This is a genomic window from Shewanella gelidii, from assembly GCF_014647855.1.
Classification (GTDB): domain Bacteria; phylum Pseudomonadota; class Gammaproteobacteria; order Enterobacterales; family Shewanellaceae; genus Shewanella; species Shewanella gelidii.
Genome location: NZ_BMPZ01000002.1, coordinates 267907 through 291828, shown reverse-complemented (window position 1 = coordinate 291828; position 23922 = coordinate 267907). Strand labels below are relative to the sequence as shown.

Annotated in this window: 8 protein-coding genes; 7 read left to right on the top strand and 1 reads right to left on the bottom strand. The window is 46.5% G+C overall.

What is annotated here, in order from left to right:
* Nucleotides 1-227 precede the first annotated feature (227 nt).
* From IEY18_RS04795 to IEY18_RS04765, 7 genes are all read left to right on the top strand, one after another.
* Entirely contained in the window at nucleotides 228-1094 is an 867-nt protein-coding gene (locus tag IEY18_RS04795; protein WP_188918371.1) for a transcriptional regulator, read from the top strand.
* Nucleotides 1094-9169, top strand: coding sequence for a type I polyketide synthase (locus IEY18_RS04790; RefSeq protein ID WP_188918369.1), 8076 nt, complete (start codon nucleotides 1094-1096; stop codon nucleotides 9167-9169). The genes IEY18_RS04795 and IEY18_RS04790 overlap by 1 nt, the downstream gene beginning before the upstream one ends.
* The gene (locus IEY18_RS04785) at nucleotides 9162-11186 is read left to right on the top strand and encodes a PfaB family protein (protein ID WP_188918367.1); all 2025 of its coding nucleotides are present in this window, start codon (nucleotides 9162-9164) and stop codon (nucleotides 11184-11186) included. Before IEY18_RS04790 ends, IEY18_RS04785 begins: the two co-directional genes overlap by 8 nt.
* Entirely contained in the window at nucleotides 11138-16939 is a 5802-nt protein-coding gene (locus IEY18_RS04780; protein ID WP_373290719.1) for a hotdog fold thioesterase, read from the top strand. The genes IEY18_RS04785 and IEY18_RS04780 overlap by 49 nt, the downstream gene beginning before the upstream one ends.
* Before the next feature lie 102 nt (nucleotides 16940-17041).
* On the top strand, nucleotides 17042-18673 hold the full coding sequence (pfaD, locus tag IEY18_RS04775) for an eicosapentaenoate synthase subunit PfaD (RefSeq protein ID WP_188918363.1): 1632 nt from the start codon (nucleotides 17042-17044) through the stop codon (nucleotides 18671-18673).
* A 282-nt stretch (nucleotides 18674-18955) separates the two neighbouring features.
* On the top strand, nucleotides 18956-20365 hold the full coding sequence (locus IEY18_RS04770) for a hypothetical protein (RefSeq protein ID WP_188918361.1): 1410 nt from the start codon (nucleotides 18956-18958) through the stop codon (nucleotides 20363-20365).
* 433 nt (nucleotides 20366-20798) lie between these two features.
* Entirely contained in the window at nucleotides 20799-21935 is a 1137-nt protein-coding gene (locus IEY18_RS04765; RefSeq protein ID WP_188918359.1) for a coiled-coil domain-containing protein, read from the top strand.
* Between the two features lie 179 nt (nucleotides 21936-22114).
* On the opposite strand, the gene IEY18_RS04760 is transcribed toward IEY18_RS04765, so the two are convergent.
* A complete protein-coding gene (locus tag IEY18_RS04760) occupies nucleotides 22115-23890 on the bottom strand; it encodes an HD domain-containing phosphohydrolase (protein ID WP_188918357.1) in 1776 nt (591 codons plus the stop codon).
* Nucleotides 23891-23922: the final 32 nt, after the last annotated feature.

Genomic DNA, 23922 nt, shown 5'->3' with positions numbered 1-23922 from the left:
ATATAAAATTTCAGCATACACGTGTACCCTACTTTTAGCTAAAAACAGTCTTTTTAAGTCCCAGGTGATTGTATTGCTAAACCACGTCAGGTAATCTGCTCACCCATTGTGCAAAACTACGGTTAAATAAGGCCGCAAGCCTAGCAATATTAGGCTTTTTACTCTAAATGAGATTTGTGAGCCTTATTGAGTCCCAATAGATTATTTTCGGGTGCATACGAAGAGACATGACTGAAGAATCGCTGAAAACTGTCAACAAACCTTCACAAAAAGGTAATACACGTTCGCAGAATAAATCGGCAGCTAATCACAGAAATGCCACCACAACACCCGAAATGCGTGAGTTTATTCAAACTTCCGAGCTTCCAGTTGCCAAATTGGCCAAGATTCTAAACATCAGCGAAGCCACGGTACGTAAATGGCGTAAGCGAAATTCAACCCATGATAGTTCCAACAAACCACACAAACTCAACACAACACTCACGCCGATGGAAGAGTATGTTGTGGTTGGCCTGCGCTACCAATTAAAAATGCCATTGGACAAATTACTGCAGGCAACCCAAAAATTTATTAATCCAAACGTTTCTCGCTCGGGACTTGCGCGCTGCTTAAAGCGATATGGTGTGTCCCGTGTTGATGAAATTGAAAGCCCTTATTTCCCTGAAAAGTATTTTAATCAATTGCCCATATCTCACGGCAACCAAGTGCAAACCTATACCGTATCTCCAGCGCAACTCGCTAAAACGCTTTCACTGCCCAATCAGAGTGGCGACAGTGTCGTTCAAGTGGTCTCGGTAACGATTCCACCCAAGCTGACCGATGAAAAACCAAGCTCCGTTTTGCTTGGTATCGATACCCAAAGCGACTGGATTTATTTAGACATATACCAAGACAGTAATACACAAGCGACAAATCGATATATTGCCTATGTACTCAAACATGGGCCGTTTCATCTAAGGAAGTTGCTCGTACGCAACTACCACACCTTTTTACAGCGCTTTCCTGGAGCCGTGCCTAAGCATGATCTCCAACATTCGAAGCCTGGAACCAACAATGAAATGCCAGTCCGTCTGGCAACCAGCGGAGACTCATAATGAGCCAAACCTCTAAACCCAAAACACAAGAGGCGCAAATTGATAAGCGCCTGAATAAACGCCTTAAAGATATGCCTGTTGCTATCGTTGGCATGGCTAGTATTTTCGCCAACTCGCGCTATCTCAATAAGTTTTGGGATCTCATTAGTGAAAAAATTGATGCCATTACCGAAGTTCCTGAAACTCACTGGCAACCCGAAGACTATTATGATGCAGATAAAAGCTCACCAGACAAAAGCTACTGTAAGCGTGGTGGCTTTATGCCAGAGGTTGACTTTAACCCTATGGAATTCGGCTTGCCGCCAAATATCCTAGAGCTCACTGATACTTCGCAACTATTGTCACTCATTGTCGCAAAAGAACTGTTAGAAGACACACAATTACCAGCCGATTATGACCGCGACAAAATCGGCATTACCCTCGGTGTAGGTGGCGGTCAAAAGATCAGCCAAAGCCTCAATTCACGCTTGCAATACCCAGTTCTAAAGAAGGTTTTCAAGAACAGTGGCATTAGTGACTCTGACAGCGAAATGTTGATTAAGAAGTTCCAAGATCAATATATTCATTGGGAAGAAAACTCGTTCCCAGGTTCATTAGGGAACGTGATTGCCGGCCGTATTGCCAATCGTCTCGATCTCGGTGGCATGAACTGTGTTGTCGATGCAGCTTGCGCAGGCTCTCTTGCAGCAATGCGCATGGCTTTAACTGAGTTAGTTGAAGGCCGAAGTGAAATGATGATTACCGGCGGCACCTGTACCGATAATTCACCATCCATGTACATGAGCTTCTCCAAAACGCCTGCATTTACAACCAACGAAACTATTCAGCCTTTCGATATTGATTCTAAGGGCATGATGATTGGTGAAGGCATCGGTATGGTGATGCTTAAGCGTTTAGAGGATGCTGAACGTGATGGCGATAAAATTTACTCTGTAATCAAAGGCATTGGTGCATCTTCAGATGGCAAGTTCAAGAGTATTTACGCGCCACGCCCTGAAGGCCAAGCCAAAGCACTAAAACGCGCTTATGACGATGCGGGTTTTGAGCCTCATACTGTCGGGCTCATTGAAGCTCACGGTACCGGTACTGCTGCGGGTGATGTGGCTGAATTCAATGGCTTGAAATCTGTATTTGGCGAAGAAAATGACACCAAACAGCATATTGCCCTTGGCTCAGTGAAATCACAGATTGGTCACACCAAATCAACTGCTGGTACTGCTGGATTAATCAAAGCAGCCCTAGCCCTACATCACAAAGTCCTTCCTGCGACCATTAACGTGAGTCAACCAAGTCCTAAACTTGGTATTGAAGATTCACCATTTTATCTGAACACTGAAACCCGACCTTGGTTACCGCGTCCAGATGGTACGCCTCGTCGTGCGGGAATTAGTTCATTTGGTTTTGGTGGCACCAACTTCCATATCGTATTAGAAGAACACACCACTGAGCACTCACGAGATGTTGCTTACCGCCAACGCCAAGTGGCACAAACTATCGTCTTTAGTGCTGCAAATAAGTCGGCGCTGCTGAGCGTATTAAAAGATGTTCAAACCAAGGCGACTGATGCCGATTTACAGCAATTAGCTCAACAGCATGGCTTGCGCAGTTTAGCGGCGAACGCTCCACGGGTTGGCTTTGTAGCGGCAACCAATGACGAGTTGCAAACTCGTCTCAATCAAGCCATTGATAAGCTTCAAGCAACTGACGATGCTTCTTGGCAAATTCCGGGTGGCGTATACTACCGCCAAAGTGCACTGGTCGACACAGCAAGCAAAAAGCCAGCTAAAGTCGCGGCACTATTTGCAGGGCAAGGTTCTCAGTATTTGAACATGGGCCGAGACCTTGCTTGTCAATTCCCTGAAATGCGCCAGCAACTAGTCATCGCAGACAAAACGTTTGCCGCAAATGATAAAGCGCCGCTTTCAAGCCTACTGTACCCACGCCCTGTGTTTTCTAAGCAAGATGTAAAAGCTCAAGAGGCACAACTCACGAATACTGCAAATGCTCAAACAGCAATCGGTGCAATATCCATGGGTCTGTACCAATTAATGAGCAATGCTGGTTTTAACGCAGATATGTTTGCCGGCCATAGCTTTGGTGAGCTCAGTGCACTTTGTGCTGCGGGCGTTATTTCTCAAGAGGGATACTACCAACTTGCTTACGCCCGTGGTGCCGCAATGGCAGCTAAACCTGCTGAAGGGGCAGATACCGGCTCAATGGCCGCTGTCATCACCAAAAAAGCTGAAGATGTTGAAGCCGTAGAAGCCTGTATTGCGAAATTCGACGGGGTCAAAGTTGCAAACTATAACGCACCAACACAACTGGTAATTGCAGGTCCAACTGAATCCGTTGCCGATGCAGCCAAGGCATTGACAGAACTAGGCTTTAAAGCAATCTCACTTCCGGTTTCAGGTGCATTCCACACGCCACTAGTCGGCCATGCACAAGCACCATTTGCAGCAGCGATTGATGAAGTGAGCTTTACCAAACCAAAGCAGCCTCTATATTCCAATGCGACTGGCGCACTTCATAAAAAGGATGCCCGTGGCATAAAGTCTGCTTTCAAACAGCATATGTTGCAGTCTGTCCATTTCAGTAAGCAGCTAGAAACCATGTACAACGATGGTGCCCGCGTCTTTGTTGAGTTCGGACCGAAAAATATTTTGCAAAAGCTGGTTGAAAATACGCTAGCCAACCAAAATGAAGAGTTTGTAGCCGTAAGCTTAAATGCGAATCCAAAAGCAGACAGTGATGTTCAGTTTAGACTCGCCGCAGTGCAACTCGCTGTCGCTGGTGTTGAATTAAACACCATTGACCCTTACCAAGCAGCGAATCCAGTTGCACCTAAATCTTCTCCCATGAATATTAAACTCGTGGCAGCGAACTATGTCAGCCCCGCAACACGTAGCAAAATGGCGAAGTCTTTAGAAACCGGAAAAATCAGCAGCCAAATCGTCGAGAAACCGGTTGAAAAGATTATTGAAGTTGAAAAGATTGTTGAGAAAATCGTCGAAGTCGAAAAAGTTGTCGAAGTCGAGAAGCTTGTGCATAACCCACAAGCACCAGTAGCATCTCAAGCAAGAGAAATTTCCGTGAATAATACACCTATCAATGCTGTTGCAACCCAAATTGTCGCAGACACAAGTCCGCTTGCACAATTCTTCGCAGCGCAACAACAAGCTGCTGAATTACATCAGCAGTTCCTCGCGATTCCGCAGCAATATCAGCAAACCGTAACCACCATGATGACAGAGCAAGCAAAGCTTGCGGCGCAAGGTGTGCAACTCCCACAAGGTTTGCAAGTAACAATGGCAATGCTACACCAGCATCAAGCGCAAACATTAGAAAGCCATGCACAGTTCTTAAACCTTCAGGCTCAAAGTAGTCAAAGTGCACTGCAAGCGATTGGCGCAAGCCCAGCCTCACCTGTCGCACCTGCAGCACAAGCGGCGATTCAGCCTGTCGCAGCACAAGCACCGATGGCGCAGCCACAAGTGCAAGCCCCTGTTATAGCCGCCCCAGTTGTTCAGGCTCCTGCTCCTGTCACTCCCGTTGCACCAACACCAGCTGTCCAGCCTGCTACTCCAGCTCCAGCGACACCGGTTGTCACGAAAGCACCTGCTGTCGTCGCTCAAGCAGCCACGCCAGAGCCTACCGTAACCCCCGTTGCGGCGCCCGTAGCCGCAAATGCAGAAAAAGTAATGCTTGCTGTCGTTGCTGAGAAAACTGGCTACCCAACAGAGATGCTTGATCTTGAAATGGATATGGAAGCCGACTTGGGCATTGATTCCATCAAACGTGTAGAGATCTTAGGCACCGTTCAGGATGAGTTACCAAACCTACCAGAACTCAGTCCTGAAGACCTAGCAGAATGCCGTACCTTAGGTGAAATCGTCACCTATATGAATAGCAAAATGCCTACAACATCAGCATCAGCCAGCACTCAAGTCACGTCAGCAGGTTTAACCGCTGATGCGGTACAAACGACCATGATGAATGTCGTTGCAGAAAAAACAGGCTACCCAACTGAAATGCTTGATTTAGGCATGGATATGGAAGCTGACTTAGGTATTGATTCTATCAAACGTGTTGAAATCTTAGGTACTGTTCAAGATGAGCTGCCTAGCTTGCCAGAGCTTAGCCCTGAAGATTTAGCAGAATGCCGCACACTGGGTGAAATTGTTGATTATATGAACAGCAAACTCCCTGCAGCGAATGTCGCACCAGCCGCGCAAGCGCCGGCAGCAAATGCGAGTGTAAATGCCGCGGGCTTATCGGCCGAACAAGTGCAAACAACCATGATGAATGTGGTGGCAGAGAAAACCGGTTACCCAACCGAAATGCTTGCCCTTGAAATGGATATGGAAGCCGATTTAGGCATCGATTCAATCAAACGCGTTGAAATCTTAGGTACCGTGCAAGATGAGCTCCCAGGTTTACCTGAGCTTAGCCCTGAAGACTTAGCTGAATGCCGTACGCTCGGCGAAATCGTCGACTACATGAACAGCAAGCTACCCGCTCCAGGCGCAGTCGCACCAGCAGCCGTATCAGTTGCAGTCCCTGCTCAAGCAGCATCAGGACTCAGTGCTGATACGGTACAAAGCACCATGATGGCCGTTGTTGCAGAAAAAACCGGTTACCCAACCGAAATGCTGGCCCTTGAAATGGATATGGAAGCCGATTTAGGCATCGACTCAATTAAGCGCGTCGAAATCTTAGGTACCGTGCAAGATGAACTCCCCGATTTGCCTGAGCTCAACCCAGAGGATTTAGCGGAGTGTCGCACGCTAGGTGAAATTGTTGCTTATATGAATAGCAAACTTCCTGCACTTGATGCAGCACCTGTTTCAGCGCCAACGCCAGCAACATCAGGCTTAAATGCCGCACAAGTAGAAAAGACAATGATGTCAGTCGTTGCAGAAAAAACCGGTTACCCAACCGAGATGCTTGCCCTTGAAATGGATATGGAAGCCGATTTAGGCATTGATTCAATCAAGCGAGTAGAAATCCTAGGTACGGTTCAAGATGAACTCCCGGGTTTACCTGAACTCAACCCAGAAGATCTAGCCGAGTGTCGCACACTGGGTGAAATTGTTGCTTACATGAACAGCAAGCTTGGCGAGACCGAGACAACAACACAAGCACCAAGCACACAAGCGCCTGCCACCCCAGCACAGGGAGCAAGCACTGACGCAGTGCAAACGGTCATGATGGATGTAGTTGCAGAAAAGACAGGTTACCCAGCAGAAATGCTCGCCCTTGAGATGGACATGGAAGCTGACTTAGGGATCGATTCGATTAAGCGTGTCGAGATCCTAGGCACTGTGCAAGATCAGCTGCCAGAACTACCAGAACTCAATCCTGAAGATATGAGCGAGTGCCGTACTTTAGGTGAAATTGTTGCGTTATTTTCAAAGCAAATCGGTCAGGCAGCACCAGTAGCAGATAAACCTGCAGTGACCGTTGCGCCTGCTAGTAATGAGCCAAGTGTTGAACTTCCTCCACACAGCGAGGTGGCGCTAAAAAAGCTTAAATCGGCGGATAAGTTAGCAAGCTCATTCGTCGATGCAAACCTTGATCTCTTCGCTCAAGGCGATGTTATTGTAATCGCAGACGACGGTCATAATGCAGGCGTATTAGCAGAAAAATTACAAAAGCTCGGCACCAAAGTCGCGGTGGTACGTTTACCGGGCAAGGCACCGCAATCGCCATTAAGTAGTGAGATAGCTAGCCTTCAAGCAGCAGATTACAGCGAAACTGCAATCACACAGTTAATTGCTGACATCGAAAAGCTTGGCCAAATCGCCGGATTTATCCACTTGCAGGCCATCATTGCCGACAGCAATAACACAGGGATCATTCTGAGCGATGACGGAAAGCAAGCGCTTGAACAGGCATTCCTTTGGGCAAAGCACTTGCAACCTGTGCTCACAGCAGATGCCAAAAGCCGCCGCAGCTTTATGACAGTTAGCCGTATTGATGGTGGGTTTGGTTATTTAGATACCAACAAACTACAGGGCGCTGAATTAAACCAAGCAGCACTTGCAGGCCTCACTAAAACACTCAGCCACGAATGGCCAACAGTATTTTGTCGTGCACTAGATATCTCGCCTGAGTTTGATGCAAGCCAAGTTGCAGATGCCATCGTCGCTGAAATTGGCGATAGCCAAACTCAGCCCAACGAAGTGGGGATCAGCCAAACGGGGCGCGTACAACTCGTCGGTACAGAGAGTGAACTAAAAACACCTGCTGCAGAATTAAATCGTTCAGATAAAATTCTGGTGACCGGGGGTGCTAAAGGCGTCACGTTTGAATGTGCACTTTCTTTAGCCAAACGTTGTCAGTCGCACTTCATCCTTGCAGGACGAAGTGAGCACCTCACGACATTGCCTCAGTGGGCCGAAGGTAAACAAGCGAGCGAACTCAAACCAGCAGCTATCGCGCACCTGTTAGCAAGTGGCAACAAACCAACGCCGAAACAAGTAGATGCTTTGGTATGGCCAGTACAAAGTAGCCTTGAGATCAGTCAGTCATTAGCGGCATTTACAGCAGTTGGTGCAAGTGCTGAATACATCAGTATGGATGTTACCAATGAAGAGGCGATTAAAGCATCACTTCGTAATAACCAAGTGACGGGTCTAATTCATGGCGCGGGAGTTCTCGCCGACAAAAACATTCAAGATAAAACCCTTGAAGAATTAGGCCGTGTCTATGGCACCAAAGTAAACGGCCTCAAAGCACTGCTCGGCGCTTTGGACTGCAACAAGCTTAAACTCGTTGCAATGTTCTCATCAGCTGCAGGCTTTTATGGCAATACAGGCCAAAGTGACTATTCAATGTCAAATGAGATATTGAACAAAGCAGCCCTTCAGTTCCAAGCAAACCACCCACAAGCGAAAGTCATGAGCTTTAACTGGGGACCTTGGGACGGCGGTATGGTCAACCCAGCATTGAAGAAAATGTTTACTGAGCGTGGCGTTTATGTCATTCCACTACAAGCTGGTGCAGAGTTGTTTGCTACACAATTATTGGGAGAAACGGGGATTCAGTTACTCGTAGGAACCGATATGCAAGGCAATGACTCTTCACAAGATGATAGTGAGGCAGCTGCTGTAAAAAAGCTTAAAGCGGCCCCGGCATCTGCTGAGGGTTCGCTTGCGCAAGATATCAAAGCTGTCGTCAAACCATTCGTAAAAGCGGTTCAACGTACGTTAGTGCTAGAGCCGCAGCAGATGCGCTTTCTTGAGGATCACGTGATTGGTGGCAATCGCGTGTTACCTACAGTGTGTGCGTTGCAGTGGATGCGTCAAGCCGCAGCTGAAGTGACCGGACAAATATTTACGGTTCAAGATTATAAGTTGCTGAAAGGCGTGGTTTTTGAAAGCCAAGATGCTATCGAGCTTACATTAGCCTTGGAGCCTACGACCCTCTTAGGGCAAGCCTGTATTCAAGCGTTGATTAGCGCCGAAGGGCGTCCACAGTATAAAGCGACCTTGGTTGCGACTGATACGCTTGAGCAAACAGCAATCGCGTTAAAATCTACGCAGGATTATAACGCCTTGCAAAGTAAGGCAAGCTTAGCTGACAAATCGGCTCTTTATCGTGATGGCACTTTGTTTCATGGCCCACGCTTACAAGGGCTGCAACGCATTGTACAGTTTGATGCACAGTCTTTAATTGCAGTCTGCCAAATGCCGCAGGTGAAATCGCAAGATTGTGGCGCTTTTGTGCCCACACAAGCGTTTGGTGGATATCAACCTTTTGCGGAAGATTATCTGCTACAAGCTATGCTGGTGTGGGCGCGTATGACCCATGATGCAGCAAGCTTGCCATCGGCTATAGAGCGGTTTGATTCATTTTCTCCACTGGCGTGGGGAGAGGAAGCTTGGCTAGAATTAGATGTCGTGAAAACGAGTAGTCGTCAACTTCAAGCCAATGTTCGCTTATACCATGCAGATGGTCGTATCAGCGCACAAATGCTCGGCGCCAAGGTCACGGTCAGTAAAAGCATCAACGATGCCTTTTTACAAAACCAAGCCAAAGCGATTGGTATTGAGGAGCAAGCACGTGGCTAATGTAGCGGATTCATCATCGAAGATGCCCCTGCGAGTTGCGCTGCTTAAAGGGGCCGTTAATCGGGCTCCTTCGACAATTGCAGCGCTTTCTTTTGTCACCCTAGAGGTGACAAAAGACGCTGCAAATCTCGACCACACCTTACATCAAGCGCAAGAAAAACTCAGCCAAGGTCAGTGTATTGCCTTGCGCTGCAACGATCAGAATATCTGGATGCTACCCGCGTTAACAGCAGCTAAACAAAAGTGTCACCCCCATGCAGTCCTAGTTGGCTGCGGTGAGACGTTTGCGTCAGCCGTTGAACACGCTCGACGCCAATCGACGGATATAACAGCCAAGATCAATCACAGCGAATCCTCGGCAACCGAGCAATTCGATGCGTTATTGCAGTTGATTGACAGTTTACACACGCGCCATTTCAGTTTGGATGCCGACAAAGCAAGCCATTATTGGTTTACTCGTCCACATCAAGCTCGGGTCGCTAGCCTGGAACTGGCTCAATCAACTTGGGTACTGACCCAAGGTACGGCAAGTGCACCTGCCATTTCAATTTTAAATGACAAGCGCCTATTTTTTATTATTGCTGCCGATACACAAATTGAATTCAGTGAACAACTGGAGCAGCTCGCAGCATCAAGCATCACCACTCAATGTATACAGACGACGATGCTAGAATCGCTGCTCGCTTATCAAGCGAATGGTGACACCAAAAGGTATGCGTTAGTCCTCCAAGCCGCCCATAGAAGTGGTCTTGCAACTGAAATTAGTGGAATGCAAAAAGCGCTCGTCGAAATTTTTGACAAAGAAGATTCGAGCTATAAGACCCCCGCAGGAAGTTATTTCAGTGCGACCCCGCTTGGACAACAGGCGTTAAGCTTTGTCTATCCCGGTGTCGGCACCGTTTATCCCAATATGCTGAACAGCTTGCATCAATATTTCCCAGCACTCTATGCACGTTTAGAACGCGAAGGAGATTTTGAGGAAACCTTGCAAGCGAAACGCATTTACCCTTCAGCAGGCATTGCTGACGAGATGTCTTTGGGTGAATTAGCGATAGCTGGTGTGGGTGCAAGTTATGTCTTGACCAAGATACTCACGCAAGAATTTGCAATTCGTCCAGCCTACGCCCTTGGTTATTCCATGGGAGAAGCGGCAATGTGGGCGAGCCTTGATGTCTGGCAAGCGCCGCACCAGTTAATTGAAGCCACTCAAACCAGCCCCATTTTTACCACGGCAATTTCTGGAAACTTAACCGCAGTTCGCGAAGCTTGGCAGGTTTCAGTGACTGAGCCCATCCAATGGAATAGCTTTGTGGTTCGCAGCCCTGCGCAACCCATTTTAGATCTACTACCAAAGTTCCCCCGGGCTTATCTGCCAATTATCCAGGGTGATACCTGTGTCATCGCCGGATGTGAACAGACCTGTAGAGATTTGCTGTCAAAACTAGGAAAGCGCGGGATCGCTGCCAACCGAGTCACGGCAATGCACACGCCACCAGCAATGGGGCAGCATCAAGCAGTACTTGAGTTTTACCACCAGCCGACGAAAGCAGACGTGAACCACTCAGCGTCTGCAACACGCTTCATTAGTGCGGCGCAGAACCAAATGGTGCAACTTCCGCATACTGGCAAAATTGATAGCGACGTAATCGCGAAATCTATTGCAGACACGTTTTGCAACCGCCTAGATTTTACCCAGCTAATTCAAGCCAGCCGTGAACAAGGTGCCAAACTATTTGTGGAAGTCGGTGCTGACCGACAAACCAGCACCCTCATAGACAAAATTAACAAAGCCGATGGTCAAAGCAACGCCTGTTGCACGGTACCGATGAATGCTAAAGGTGGCGATGATGCGATGAATTTACTTAAAGCCCTCGCCCCGCTCATCAGCCATCGTGTCGATATGACCCTCAGTCCGCTTTTAAACGGTTTGCAACATCAATTGGCAACACAATCCCCAGCAGGGACGGTATCCAATCAATCAAACCAAACACAACTAGTAGAAGGAGAACCTCAGTGAGTTCTCAATTCAAATCTAAACCTGCGGCAAACTCTTGTAAAATTGCCATCGTTGGCTTAGCCAACTTGTATCCAGATGCCGATACGCCGCAGCAGTTCTGGCAAAACTTGCTGGACAAGAAAGATTCACGCACCACCATTGATCCACAAAAGCTTGGTGCAGAAGTCGCTAGCTATCGTGGTGAACAAGGCGAGTCAGATCGTTTTTACTGCGATAAAGGCGGTTATATTCGCGACTTTCAGTTCAACGCCAATGGTTACCGTTTAAACCCAGAGCAATTTGATGGCCTGGATGAGAGCTTCTTGTGGGCACTTGATACCAGCCGCAAGGCACTTGCAGACGCAGGGGTCGATCTCAATTCTCCAAAGCTGGACAAAACCGGCATTGTGATGGGCACCTTATCGTTCCCTACCGCGAAATCCAATGAGCTGTTTTTGCCCCTTTACCACGGCGTGGTTGAACAAGCACTACAACAAAAGCTTGGAAATGAAAACTTTCGCCTCCAAGGTTTCCAAGCAACGCAACAGCCTCATTCTGCGAACCCACACAACGGTGCGATTGCCCAAAATGCATCGAAAGTCGTTGCTGACGCATTAGGTCTTGGTCAAGCCCAACTCAGCCTCGATGCCGCATGTGCAAGCTCAGTATATTCACTCAAGCTCGCCTGTGACTATTTGCTAACGGGTAAAGCAGACATGATGTTGGCCGGCGCAGTCTCTGGTGCCGATCCATTCTTCATCAATATGGGTTTCTCCATTTTCCATGCTTATCCTGAACACGGCATTTCTGCGCCGTTCGATGGCAACAGTAAAGGCCTATTTGCTGGCGAAGGCGCCGGAGTATTAGTCCTCAAACGCCTTGATGATGCAGAACGCGATGGCGACAAAATCTATGCGGTCGTGAATGGCATTGGTTTATCAAATGACGGCAAAGGCCAGTTCGTCCTGAGCCCAAACAGCAAAGGTCAAGTACAAGCCTTTGAACGTGCTTATGAAGCCAGTGATATTCGTCCAGAAACCATTGAAGTAATTGAGTGCCATGCAACAGGGACACCGCTGGGCGATAAAGTCGAGCTCACCTCGATGGAACGCTTCTTTAGCGATAAGCTCGACAATACGCCAGCACCCTTACTTGGCTCAGCAAAATCAAACCTTAGCCACCTCCTCACGGCTGCGGGCATGCCGGGGATTATGAAAATGATCTTCGCAATGCAAACTGGTCAACTGCCTCCAAGTATTAATCTCTCGGCTCCGATCGCCTCGCCAGAAGGCTTATTTGGCGCTCATAGTTTACCAACGGAAGTTCAGGCTTGGCCGAGCAAACCGGGGAACCCAGAGCGTCACGCAGGTGTTTCAGTATTTGGGTTTGGTGGTTGTAATGCGCACTTATTATTAGAGTCTTACTCTCGCGCCGCCAGCGAACAAACTGCAGAACCCGTGCAATACACACCACAACCGTTGGCCATTACCGGTGCCGCTGCACACTTTGGCACGCTCGCCAGTATTAATGCTATCAATCATGCCATCGCAACCAATGGCGATGGCTTTAGAGAGTTACCAGCACAGCGCTGGAAAGGCCTCGAAAAACATCCGCAGGTCTTAAGTCAATTTGGATTAGAGGGCATTCCACAAGGTGCATATGTCGATAGTTTTGAACTCGACTTTTTACGCTTTAAATTGCCACCCAATGAAGATGATCGTTTGATCCCACAGCAATTGATGTTAATGAAAGTTGCTGACGAAGCCATTCTTGACGCAGGCCTTGAAAATGGCCAAAAAGTTGCGGTACTCGTCGCAATGGAAACAGAGCTTGAGCTACATCAGTTCCGTGGTCGGGTGAACCTGCATACGCAACTCGCTGACAGTCTAGCGGATATGGGTGTTGCGCTTAGCGACACCGAATATCAATCCCTTGAAGCAATTGCAATGGATAGTGTTCTCGACGCAGCCAAGCTAAATCAGTACACCAGTTTCATCGGCAATATTATGGCGTCGCGCATCGCGTCACTTTGGGACTTTAATGGTCCAGCATTTACCATTTCAGCAGGCGATCAATCTGTGAGCCGCTGTATTGATGTTGCTGAAAATTTAATGAGCCAAGAACATCTGGATGCTGTGGTCATTGCTGCTGTCGATTTATCAGGCAGTGCCGAGCAAGTGATTCTCAAAAACCAAATCGACCCTGTCGCATTAGCACCCAGCGTACTCAGCGAAGATAACCAACACTGGCGCGTCGGCGAAGGTGCGGGGGCTATTGTTCTCCAAAGTCCACATCAAGTCGGAGCTGAGAAAGTTTATGGCAAAATTGAAGGGCTTGCATTCGGCTCAAGCAACCAAGCCCCCGGCATTACTCAAGAGCTGCTGAACCAAACGGCACGAACTAGTCAAGAGATCAGCCTTTTAGAGTTAAATCTTGCCCCCGGCAGTGAAGGACTTGCGCCGCTAGCCGTTGCACAAATGCCCTTGTCACATGCACAGCAAACCCAAGCAGAACAACGTATGGGGCATTGTTATGCGGCATCAGGTATGGCTAGCTTGCTTCATGGTTTATTGTGCAATACGCAGCTCAATAGCAATCAAGACACAGCAGCCATCGTGACAAACATTAGTGAAAATCAATGCTCACAATTGCTCGTCAGCCAAAGTGCAGGCCAAAAAGTTGCCCTTGGCCAACGTTTAGATACACAAATTCAACATCAAGGTAAATTGTCGCTGATCAAAGAGGTGAGCCTTGGTGGCCGAGATATCTACCAGCATATTGTCGAATCAGAAATCCAAAACTTAAGCGACATTCAAGCAAAAGTTGCCAATAAAGTTCCGGCAACGCCTGCCCCCCAGTCGACTCCGATTTCAGCACAGACACCTCCGACACTAACCCCAGTTAGTGTCGCGGTCACTCATACCATAGGTAATCTGAACCATATGACTCAACCGATCCAAGAACCAGTAAAGCTTTCTGGCGATGATGCCGTGGCTCTCAAGCAAAATCAAATCAAGGCACAAGAAGCCCACAAAGCCTTTTTAGCCAGCCGAGAAGCCGGGTTAAAGCTCGCTGATGCTGTGATTCAGGCACAGTTGTCAGGCCAACAAATTTTGCCACAAACAGCCCAAGTCACAGCTGCGTCGGCCACTGCATCATCAACACCAGCAGAAGCCCAGCCAAATTTAGAACCAAAGCTCGCACCCAATCACGCTTTAGTTGGCAATTACGTTGCCCCAGTACCAGCGCACAAACCTTGTATTTGGGACTATCACGACTTAGTTGAATATGCCGAAGGCGATATTGCAAAAGTATTTGGCTCTGACTATGCGGTAATTGATAGTTATTCTCGCCGCGTACGCCTTCCAACCACGGACTACTTACTCGTTTCACGAGTGACAAAACTTGATGCAAAAATGCTTGAGTTTAAACCGTGCACAATGACAACAGAATATGACATTCCTGTTGACGCACCTTACTTGGTAGACGGTCAGATCCCTTGGGCAGTTGCTGTTGAGTCAGGTCAATGTGATTTGATGCTAATTAGCTACCTAGGTGTCGACTTTGAAAACAAGGGAGATCGCGTTTATCGTTTACTCGATTGCACCCTAACCTTCCTGGGTGATTTGCCACGGGGTGGCGATACCTTAAGATACGACATCTCTATCAATAATTTTGCCCGCAATGGCGATACGCTGTTGTTCTTCTTCTCATACGAGTGCTTTGTTGGCGATAAGATGATCTTGAAAATGGACGGTGGCTGCGCAGGCTTCTTTACTGATCAAGAGCTTGCTGATGGTAAAGGGGTCATCCGTACTGAAGACGAGATCAAGGCCCGCAACATGGCGGTCAAACAAACGTTCAACCCGCTATTAAACTGCCCACAAACTCAGTTTGATTATACCCAAATCCACAAGCTGTTATCCGCAGATATTGGTGGCTGTTTTGGAGGTGAGCACGCGGCACACCAAGCGGCAACAGGTCAGCAAAACTCATTATGTTTTGCTTCAGAAAAATTCTTAATGATTGAAGAAGTCAGTAAGCTTGACCGTCAAGGTGGCGCTTGGGGACTCGGCCTGATTGAAGGCCATAAACAACTCGCTCCAGATCATTGGTATTTCCCGTGCCATTTTAAAGGTGACCAAGTGATGGCTGGCTCTTTGATGGCTGAAGGCTGTGGTCAATTGCTACAATTCTACATGCTACACATGGGCATGCACACGCAAGTGAAAAATGGCCGCTTCCAGCCTCTAGAAAATGCATCGCAAAAAGTACGTTGTCGTGGCCAAGTGCTACCCCAACACGGTACCCTCACCTACCGTATGGAAGTCACAGAAATCGGCTTTAGCCCTCGCCCTTACGCCAAGGCAAATATTGATATCTTGCTCAATGGTAAGGCCGTTGTCGACTTCCAAAACCTCGGTGTAATGATCCGCGAAGAAGAAGAGTGTGTATTGTATCCTCTACTTGACGCAGAAAGCACGCCGGTGGCCGCACCAGCAGCCACAACGCAAGCATCAATCAATGCACCACTTATGGCGCAAGTACCGGATCTAGCGGCAGCGCCAAACAAAGGTGTGATCCCACTACAACATGTCGAGGCACCTGAAACGCCGGATTATCCAAACCGAGTGCCTGATACCGTGCCATTTACGCCCTATCATATGTTTGAATTTGCCACAGGCAACATTGAAAACTGCTTTGGTCCAGACTTCTCGATATACCGGGGTATGATCCCACCCCGCACACCGTGTGGCGATCTACAGCTCACCACCCGAGTGGTCGAAGTCAACGGTAAACGCGGTGACTTCAAAACACCTTCGTCTTGTATTGCCGAATACGAAGTGCCTGAAAATGCATGGTACTTTGACAAGAACAACCATCCGACATTAATGCCCTACTCGGTCTTAATGGAAATCTCCTTGCAACCGAACGGCTTTATCTCGGGTTATATGGGGACGACGCTTGGATTCCCTGGTGAAGAGCTATTCTTCCGTAACCTCGACGGTAACGGCAAAATGCTGCGCAAGGTTGATTTACGCGGCAAAACCATTGTCAACGACTCTAAGCTATTGTCGACAGTCATGGCTGGTACCAATATTATTCAAAGCTTTAGCTTTGAGCTCAGCACTGATGGTGAACCGTTCTACCTAGGTAACGCTGTATTTGGTTACTTTAAAGGTGCCGCATTGAAAGATCAGTTAGGTCTCGATAATGGCAAAGTGACGCAGCCTTGGCATGTGGAAAATAACCGTAAGCCAGATCATCAAATTGACTTACTTGATAAGAACACGCGCTACTTCAATGCACCGGCAAACCAAGAGCATTACAGTCTTGCCGGTGGCCAGTTAAACTTTATCGACACGGTAGAAATTGTGGATGATGGCGGTAAAGCAGGGAAAGGCTATTTGTACGCAGAGCGCACGATTGACCCGAGTGACTGGTTCTTCCAGTTCCACTTCCATCAAGATCCTGTGATGCCAGGTTCGCTCGGTGTTGAAGCGATTATCGAGCTGATGCAAACCTATGCACTGACCCATGATTTGGGTAAAGATTTGGTCAATCCTAAGTTTGGTCAAATTGAATCTGAAGTGAAATGGAAATATCGTGGACAAATTAATCCGCTCAACAAACAGATGTCTCTCGATGTACATATCACTGACGTGAGAAAAGAAAACGGCCGTGTGGTTGTGGTTGGCGATGCAAACTTGAGCAAAGACGGCCTACGTATTTATGAAGTCAGCGATATCGCAATTTGCCTAGAAGAAGCTTAGCCGCTTCTCTAACATCAAATAGAGCCAAGAGGCGTTCAATATTGAGCGCCTCTCACAAAACAAAAATAACAGCACGCCTTATAAGAGGTTTGATTAAACAATATGAATTCTATCACCAGCAATAACGAAAAATTGTCGCCATGGCCTTGGCAAGTTACGGATCAACAAGTGAGCTTTGACCCTGCAGCCCTCGCGAGTCAACTCAAAGATTTAAACCGAGGATGTTACCTTGTCAATCACCCAGAGAAAGGTTTAGGTATTAGTCAAGATGCTGAAGTCACCTCTGATAGCGCGACAAATCCAGCCGCTTTGCCGGTCAGTGCTTTTGCCCCCGCACTTGGTACTGAAAGCCTTGGTGACAGCAATTTTCGCCGTGTACACGGTGTAAAATATGCTTACTACGCAGGTGCCATGGCAAATGGCATTTCATCTGAAGAGCTCGTCATTGCGCTGGGTAAAGCCGGTATTCTGTGCTCATTTGGTGCCGCTGGCCTCATTCCTTCTCGCGTAAAAGCAGCAATTGAACGAATTCAAGCAGCACTGCCTAATGGCCCCTATGCCTTTAACCTAATCCATAGCCCGAGTGAGCCCGCGCTTGAGCGTGGCAGCGTAGAACTATTCCTAAAGCATGGCGTAAAAACCGTTGAAGCATCTGCGTTTCTTGGCCTTACGCCACAAATTGTCTATTACCGTGCCGCTGGCCTTAGTCGCAATGCAAATGGCAGCATCAATGTCGGTAATAAGGTGATTGCCAAAGTAAGCCGTACCGAAGTCGCGACCCACTTTATGAAGCCGGCACCAGAAAAATTACTCCAACCGCTGGTAGACCAAGGCTTAATTAGCGCAGACCAAATGGAAATGGCGCAACAAATTCCAATGGCTGATGATATCACTGCTGAAGCCGATTCCGGTGGTCATACTGATAACCGTCCGTTTGTCACTCTGCTCCCCACTATTTTGGCACTCAAAGAAGAGATCCAAGCCGAGTATAAATACGAAACGCCATTGCGTGTTGGCGCTGGAGGCGGTGTAGGAACCCCTGACGCTGCGTTGGCGGCATTTAACATGGGCGCAGCGTTTATTGTCACGGGTTCTATCAACCAGGCCTGTGTCGAAGCAGGGGCTAGTGAGCATACCCGCAAACTACTCGCCACCACTGAAATGGCAGACGTCACCATGGCACCAGCTGCAGATATGTTCGAGATGGGGGTCAAATTACAAGTTGTAAAACGCGGAACGTTGTTCCCAATGCGAGCTAACAAATTGTATGAGATTTACACTCGATATGACTCAATAGAAGCCATCCCAGCTGACGAGCGTGAAAAGCTTGAAAAGCAAGTATTCCGTTCAACATTAGATGATATTTGGGCAGGCACCGTCGCTCACTTTAATGAGCGCGACCCAAAACAAATTGAGCGTGCAGAAGGCAACCCAAAGCGTAAAATGGCACTGATTTTCCGCTGGTATCTTGGGCTATCTAGCCGCTGGTCTAACTCAGGTGAAGCTGGCCGAGAAATGGATTATCAAATCTGGGCAGGTCCCGCACTAGGTGCCTTTAACCAATGGGCGAAAGGAAGCTACTTAGATGACTACACCCAACGTAACGCGGTCGATTTGGCCAAGCATTTGATGTATGGCGCCGCCTATTTAAACCGCATCAACATGTTGACGAGTCAAGGCGCAGCATTGCCGACTCAAGTACAACGTTGGACACCAAGCGAGCGCATGGCGTAAGTCACATCGATTGCATGTCATCATTAAACGGCAAAAGCCCGCTTATTGAGCGGGCTTTTTTACGCAGTTCGTCAGCACTAAGAGCTTGCGGGAACCAACAAATCTTAACCGATTTTCACAAAATGCGATTTGAATGGTATCGGGCTAAAGCCAGCGCATCGGAATCACAAATGGGTTTACATGACTGTAAATTATCTTTAGCTTAATAAATAAGTTACACCGTCATCGCTTGGACGCTTTGACACAAGCAGCGATTATTTTTTAATGATTCAAGGATGATAAATGAAACTTTTTTTATTACCTCTTAGTATTATCTGCACTACTTCAAGCACGGTCCTAGTCGCAGATGAATATCCTCAGATCCTCGATTTTTATCCAGATTGTCCACCTCAAATACTAGCCACCGTAGAAGACCGACTCACCTACGATATTGACCGCAAGCCGCTAAAATCATCAGGCGGCAACATATTGGACTACCGTGATGAATATGTGCAACAAGCCTTAATTGAAATACAAAATAAAGCAAAAAAGGCTGGGGCAGATGCCGTCATTATTGAACAACTAAGAGTTGGAGCGGTTGATCGCAGCTTTAGTACAAATAGCGGCAGTCGAAAATCAAAAACGCAAAAGCTCTTTGTATTGTCCAAAGTGCAACAACTAAAGCTTTGCCCAACCAAGCAGCTGAGTTCAAAACCAACACCGTACAATAGTGAAGGAAAATCGGTTTCATATACTGAAACCGTCGTTAGCTTAAACCTGCCAGAAGATGGCAACATCCTCAAACTCGCTCGACAACACCAGGCACCTGAACCAAAAATTTCCACAAAAGGAGCTTATGGTATCAACATTGGCGATTCGATAGCTAAGCTACAGCAGGCTCTAGGCCCGCATAGCATTCAGCTTCAACTCACAAATGGTGCGATCGTATATGGATATGGACGTCACCTGTGGTTTATTGTGAAGCACGGTAAAGTCATCACCATTTCACAAGATCTTGGATTATTAAACGGTCATGGACAAAACCAAATAGCCCTAAGCGACAATTACGACCATACCCATTGGGTTATTGCCGATAGAATTCAGCGCGGAGACAATTTAGAGCAAGTGAAGGTGCACTTACCCATAAAAAAGGTCGGAAATAGTTATAGAGTGATGAATAAAGAGACCCAATTACTCTTAAAGTTTGAAAGCTACAAAGAGAGCTTAGATGATAATAATGCATCTCGATTAAACAGCTTTGCCATCTTGCCTTCTTCACAGCAAACACTAGCTAACAAAATCAATTTCGCTCAGTTCGATAATACGCTTATTGGCGAAATTCTAGCCCTAGATTTTGAGCAAGATTATTTATTGCAACCACAGCAACTACAAAATCAAATTTTACTGGATGAATCAGGCCCTAAAATCCTTGTTAATCACAACCTTTTACTTGGTTATGACAAACAAAAGAAAGTGAACTATATAAAAGTAACGGAATCCATGTCATCAGCCCAAACCATGTTCGAGTTTAATCAAGTGCTTGCCAAATATAATATCCCATCAACAAAATCGGCTTTGCTTGCTCGCTACCCGCAAGCAGAAGACAACCTAGATAACATTATGATTTCAGATGGCTTTACCACCCTTTCGATTGATTTTGACTCCTATGAAGATGAGGCCCAATTAATTGAACTCACGCTAAGTTTTGAATGACGCTAAGCTCAGCTAAACAACGAACAGATTTCGAATGAATAGTTTTAAAATCGTCTCTCTAATGGAAAGCTCTTCAACAAACAACATATAAAAATCGCACCTCAATCATCATAGGCTCAATACATCCGTCACCTAGCCTTCGTAAGCGATTATTTATAGATATTTACGATGACTATTGACCAAAATTTATCGCGTCAAATTTAACCGCCTAACGTTCAATAAGTTAAGTGTCCCTTCTTTTTGAGAATCAATTTTAAATAAACAGAAGTTTTTTTATACCATAAAAATATATACCAATAATGATTATCATTACTAATAACTTACATCATAAATGATTTATAAATCCTTATTCTTGATTACTATATTTTTGCGCAAGTCATACTTTAGACCTACCCTTTGTGGGTGCAAAACAACCAAACTTCTAGGATGAAATATGAAACATTTTAAATCGTTCAAATACGGTGTATTAATGTTGGCTCTAGCTGGTAGCTCTATAACATCATTTGCCGCTAGCAAATCCCAGGGACAAAATAACGGTAAACCTTTCCAAGAATTGCAAAGCCTTATTGACTCGAACTTGGCACTGATCCAAGCTAATCAAGGAGACATTTCAAATTTACAATCTATATCGACATTTTTATTAAGTTCATTGAACGATGTCGATAGCCAGCTGGCAAACCTTGATAGTCGCGTAACAGGTAATGAAGCAGAATTAGCATCTGTAAACGGCGAGTTAGATGCAATCGATGGCTCTCTTATTGATTTATACGCGAACATCTCGCAATTGGCTGATCGCCACTCTTCTGACATGGCAAACATTCAAAATCAAATCGATTCATTATCCAATGCTGTATCGGGAAACTCTATTGCGATTAATGAATTAAGTATTCAATTAGCCGCTAAAGCGCAAGAATTAAGTCAGGCAATTGCCGATAACGCACTCGCAGTGGATGGGTTAACCACTGACTTGTCATTGCTAAATGCGCAACTAAACCTTTTAAGTTTAGAGCTTACCAGTGCAGTTCAGCAATTAGCGGCGCTTGAGCTAAGAGCTGCAAACCATGAAGCTGAAATTGTCGCTTTGATGCTTCGAATAAGTACTGTAGAGGACATTGTAGAGAACCATTCACATGACGTCGACTTAACTGGTGTAGAGTTATCTTATGAGTCTGAAGGTAGAGATGTTCATATTTTTAAAACCGAACGCGCAGCAGTACTTGCCGATAATATTGAGTTTTGTGAGTCCAGAGGTTTAGCTTGGTGGTCGCCAAAGTCTTCTGTAGACGCACAGCTTCTTCTTGATAATGCACGTGCAATCGATAACTACCACACATGGGTTCAAGTGTACGGCCTCATCACAACAACAGGAAACCCTGCAACCATGAATGGTTTTCCATTTTACCCCGACTCTCCGAGCTGTGTGGCTGGGTCAAGTTCAGGCTGGGCTGGTGTAAGGGATTGGGGTTGTTCTCTGTGTGATCCTGATAGCTCCAGCTATGGGGGAAATGGACTCAGTTATTGTTGGGACACAAGCCATCAATACGATTGGTTCGCATGTGAAGCAGATTAAGCCCCGAACACCAACATAAATCACTATTCCAAAGGCAGCGAAACCCACAGTATTTTCGTGGGTTTCGCCAGATATAACGTCCTTGATTTATTTACAGCGTCGGATGCCAAGACTCAACATTGTATACGCAAGATACATATGGGCACCTCATGCTTATTCTGAACAATCAACCTTTCTCTTTACGACAGAGTGGCTGATTGTCTATCCATATACGCTTCAAGAGATTCTACCGAGTGACATTGCTCGTTACTCAGCTCAAATTGTTCAAATTCATAGCGCACACAGGTGTTGTTGGTCAGCCTGTTTAAAATTTCTTTAAGCGTATCAAAGTCTAATGCTTGCGGAGAAAGCACCAAAAAGTCATCTCCATGTAACCGAAACAGCAAAGCGCTGGTTAACCTATCTGAAAGCTGAGTAGAGATCTCGACCAAGAGTTGATCTCCACTCTCCCACCCTTGCGCCCGGTTGTAGTTAGAAAAGTTTTTTAGATAGATGGCGGCGGCATATTGAATATTTTCACGCCCCAATTGCAAGCTAGATCCCTGCTCGACAGCCAATTGCACGCGCAGATACTCTCGATTATAAAGTCCCGTAAGTTGGTCATTATAAAAATAAGCTAAACGCTGTCGCTCTGTGGTATTTTTAGGTGCTTGGTTGGTTTCACTCAACTCTACAGTGCTGAGCGCTTTTACTGCAACTTCAGCGTAGAGCGGATTAAATTGCTCACCTGCTAAGCGCTCGATTTCAAGCAAACTTTCTTGCACCGATTTACGGCCTTTATAAATACGATCTGTCGTCATCGCATCAAACGCGTCCGCAATCGCCATAATTTGCGCAAGCTGAGGAATTTCATCGCCTTTCAAGCCATTTGGGTAACCTTTACCATCATATCTTTCATGGTGCGCCTGCACGATACCGGCAATATCGGCAAAGGTATCAATCCGATTCAGCAACTGAAATCCAGAAGTCGCATGTTGCTGAATAATGCTAAATTCAGCTTTTGATAATCGTGCAGGTTTTAAAAGAATGGAATCTGGCGTGGCAATTTTTCCAATGTCGTGCAACATCGCTGCGCGACGTAATTGTTCGATCTGCTCCTCGCAAATGTCGAGCGCCTTTGCAATACGAACGCAATAATCCGCCACACGTTTTGTATGTCCAGCTGTATAGCTATCGCGCCCTTCAATCATATCAACAAGCGAAAATAAATATTGCTCAACGTCATTTTGCTTCTCTTGCAAATACTTTCTCGCACGAGTTTTGTAGTGGCAAATAGCTGCAACCCCAATGAGCCATAACACCACAAAAAATGTACCCACATACGCAAGTTTGTCAAAAGCGTCCTCATAATATGACGCAATTGGAATTGACGCAGAAATCCCTCCACGAAGATCGCCGACCTGATAACCTTGTTTTGCATGACATTTTAAACAACCTTCAATGACAACCATAGGCTCAAGCACTCGAATAAACTTCTCACCGTCAATATCCGTCAGTTCACTATATTCAGTGAACGTACGTGCCATTTCATTGAGTGCTTTTATTTCCCATAGATCGGGAGCATTTTTGGGATTGAGAGGTTGCAGGCTGGTTAAGTGCCCTTTGGTGCCGTAATACTCCGCATAATCTTGTGTCACTTGCGACAGAATATAAGCTGGATTCATCAATGTCAGATGTTGACCATCATTGGTGATGACATCACGATTTGGGAGATGTGACAAATATGGGTTTGCAGGCGTATGCTCACTAATTGGCACGTAAACCCCACCATGGGATGCCGCCCATTTCCGGTAAGCAATATCTTTTCGAATACTCGCCCTAGCATCATTATATGCGAGCCGTTCTGCAGATGACTTGCTTTGCCAAAAAACAGTTACCACAAACCCTAACAGCAGCACCGTCCAACATAGGAGAATCATGTTCATTAGGCGACCAATAAAATTGGGGTTTCTCATTGACCGCTATTCTCCACTGTCTCATCACTCCC

Excerpts from the sequence above, each read along its gene's own strand:
- IEY18_RS04770 (WP_188918361.1), top strand. The coding sequence starts at position 18,956 with ATGAAACTTTTTTTATTACCTCTTAGTATTATCTGCACTACTTCAAGC.
- IEY18_RS04765 (WP_188918359.1), top strand. The coding sequence starts at position 20,799 with ATGAAACATTTTAAATCGTTCAAATACGGTGTATTAATGTTGGCTCTA.
- IEY18_RS04790 (WP_188918369.1), top strand. The coding sequence starts at position 1,094 with ATGAGCCAAACCTCTAAACCCAAAACACAAGAGGCGCAAATTGATAAG.
- pfaD (WP_188918363.1), top strand. The coding sequence starts at position 17,042 with ATGAATTCTATCACCAGCAATAACGAAAAATTGTCGCCATGGCCTTGG.
- IEY18_RS04795 (WP_188918371.1), top strand. The coding sequence starts at position 228 with ATGACTGAAGAATCGCTGAAAACTGTCAACAAACCTTCACAAAAAGGT.
- IEY18_RS04760 (WP_188918357.1), bottom strand. The coding sequence starts at position 23,890 with ATGAGAAACCCCAATTTTATTGGTCGCCTAATGAACATGATTCTCCTA.